Consider the following 2,584-nt stretch of genomic DNA (forward strand, 5'->3'; position numbering starts at 1 on the left):
TCGACATCGGGCTCGCGCCTGGCACTGGCCATCCTTCTCGCAGCTGGAACGCTGTCAACAACGCTTCCGGCGAGAGCTGTCGAGACTGACTGGATTGTCAAAGACGAGGCGACGCTCAGGGACGCCATCAGTAGCGCCCAGAAAAACGACACCATCACCTTCACCGCGAACGTCACCCTGAGCGCAAACTTGCCCACCGTGCAGAAAGACGTGACCATCGACGGTGGCAACTTCACGCTGTCTGGCAATAACCAGTATCGCGGCCTGTTCGTCCAGTTCGGCACAGTAGTCGTCAACGATCTCACCATCGCCAACGCCAAGGCCCAGGGCGGCAGAGGAGGCGACGCAAGGTATGGCGGCGAGCTGTATATTGGAGGCGGCGGCGGCGGTGGCGGCGCTGGACTGGGCGGCGCGCTGTTCGTCGCCAGCGGCGCCAATGTGACGGTGAGCAACGTCAACCTGCAAGCCAACCAGGCCCATGGCGGCAACGGCGGCGCGCTCAGGCCAGATACCGGCGGTTGGACCAGCGGCGGCGGTGGTGGCTATTGGCCCACCGGTGCTAACGGCGGCGACGCCGGCCCTGTCGTCAATGGTGGCGGCGGTACAGGCGGCGGCGGCGACGGTGCCCACGCCTTTGAGCGCCAGGGCCACCCCGGTGGCTTCGGCGGTGGCGGTGGCGGCGGCCCCAATGGAGGTGGCTCCGGCGGTTTTGGCGGCGGCGCCGGCGGCAACGGCGATATCTTCCACTCAGTGGCTGTGCCCGGTGGCTTCGGCGGCGGCAATAGCAACGGCAAGGACCCCAGTGCCGGCGGCGGTGGCGGCGCCGGTCTCGGCGGTGCGATCTTCGTTCAGGAGGGCGGCAGCCTGACCCTGGCCGGCGCTCTCAACATTTCCGGAAATGCCGTTGCGGGCGGTGACGGTGGAGTGGAAAACGGGTGCAAAGGCCTTCCAATATCTCCAGTGTGTGGTGGCAATCCCGGCCAGGGTATCGGTTCGGGCATCTTCCTACACGGCAACGGATCGGTCAGCACCGTCCCCAGCGGTGGGCAGACACAGACCATAAGCGACATCATCATCGACCAGACCGGAGCTGGCGGCACCGGCGCCGACAGCGGCAGTTGGTCTCTAATCAAGAATGGCGACGGCGTGACCGTTCTCACCGGCGCCAACGCCTATAGCGGCGGCACCATCGTCAATGCCGGCATCCTGCAGGGCAACACGTCGAGCCTGCAGCGCAATATCACCATCAACAATAATGCCTCCATCTTCTTCGATCAGGCGGGCAGCGGCACTTATGCTGGCATCGTGTCCGGCACCGGCAATCTCTGGAAACGAGGCAACGGCGAGGTCGCGCTCACTGGCGAGAACACCTATACGGGCGGCACGCGGGTGGAAGGCGGAACCCTGCTTGTCGCCTCCGACGCCAAACTCGGCAAGGCAGATGCCCATCTCCACCTGCTCGACGGCGGCGGTCTGCACGCCTCCGAGACCTTCACCAGTTCCCGGCCCGTCGGGCTTTTGAGGGGTAATGGCGTCTTGCTCGTCGATCCAGGCAAGGCCCTCACCTTGAGCGGCGTCATCGGAGGAAGCGGCGTGCTGGTCAAGTCCGGCTCCGGCGACCTGATTCTTTCCGGTACGAATACCTATTCGGGCGGCACGGCCGTTTCGGCCGGCGCGCTGTTGTTCACTACCGACGCCAGCCTAGGCGCCGCGGGCAGCGCCATCAATCTGAACAGCGGCACGATCGGGCTAGCTTCGGATGCTTCGGCACAGACGGTCAATCGCCCCGTCACGATCACGAACAGCGGCGGTTTCTTCGTTGCATCGGCTCCGCTGACCTGGAGCGGCGTGATCAGCGGCACCGGCACGATGGTCAAGTCCGGTACCGGCACGCTTTTTCTCTCCGGCAACAACACCTACACCGGCGCGACCATCGTCGACGCCGGCACGCTTGTGGCGAACGGCTCGATCCTCTTTTCGAGCCTGACGGTGAATGCGGGCGCAACACTTGGCGGCACTGGCAGTGTCGGCTCCGCCACGCTGGCCGGCGGCACGCTTTCGCCGGGCAATTCGATCGGCACGATCAATATCATCGGGAACCTTGCGTTCGGCGCCGGCTCGGTCTACGCCGTCGAGGTCTCTGGCAGCACGGCCGACCGCGCGAACGCTATCGGCTCCGCCGATCTTTCGGGCGGCACCGTCGATGTCAGGTTCCTGGCGGGCGGCTCTGTTTCCAGGAACTACACCATCCTCAATGCCACGGGCGGTCTCGGCGGCACCAAATTCGCCGGCCTCAGCGACGCGCCGTTGCCCGGCTTCGAGACCAGCCTGAGCTATGACGCCAACAATGTGTACCTGGTAACGGGCACCGACCGCACCGATCCCGAGCTTAGTGCCCTCAATCGGAACCAACGGACCGTGGCCGACAGGGCGCTCGACCATTTCGAAGCCAATGGCAGGCTGCCCGGGGAATTCGTCAGGCTCGACGCGAATGGGCTGTCAGCTGCCTCCGGCGAGATCGCGGCGGGTGCCATCATAGCCGGCATCGACAGCGCCGATCGGTTCCTGGCCGTGTTCGACGGGC

1 protein-coding gene is annotated in these 2,584 nt (G+C 65.4%); it reads left to right on the forward strand.

What is annotated here, in order from left to right:
• Positions 1-2,584 (forward strand): beta strand repeat-containing protein (locus LB545_RS30950; RefSeq protein ID WP_263494254.1); only part of this gene is annotated, 2,584 nt, incomplete at both ends.

It is taken from the genome of Mesorhizobium sp. BR1-1-6 (assembly GCF_020165355.1).
Lineage (GTDB): Bacteria > Pseudomonadota > Alphaproteobacteria > Rhizobiales > Rhizobiaceae > Mesorhizobium.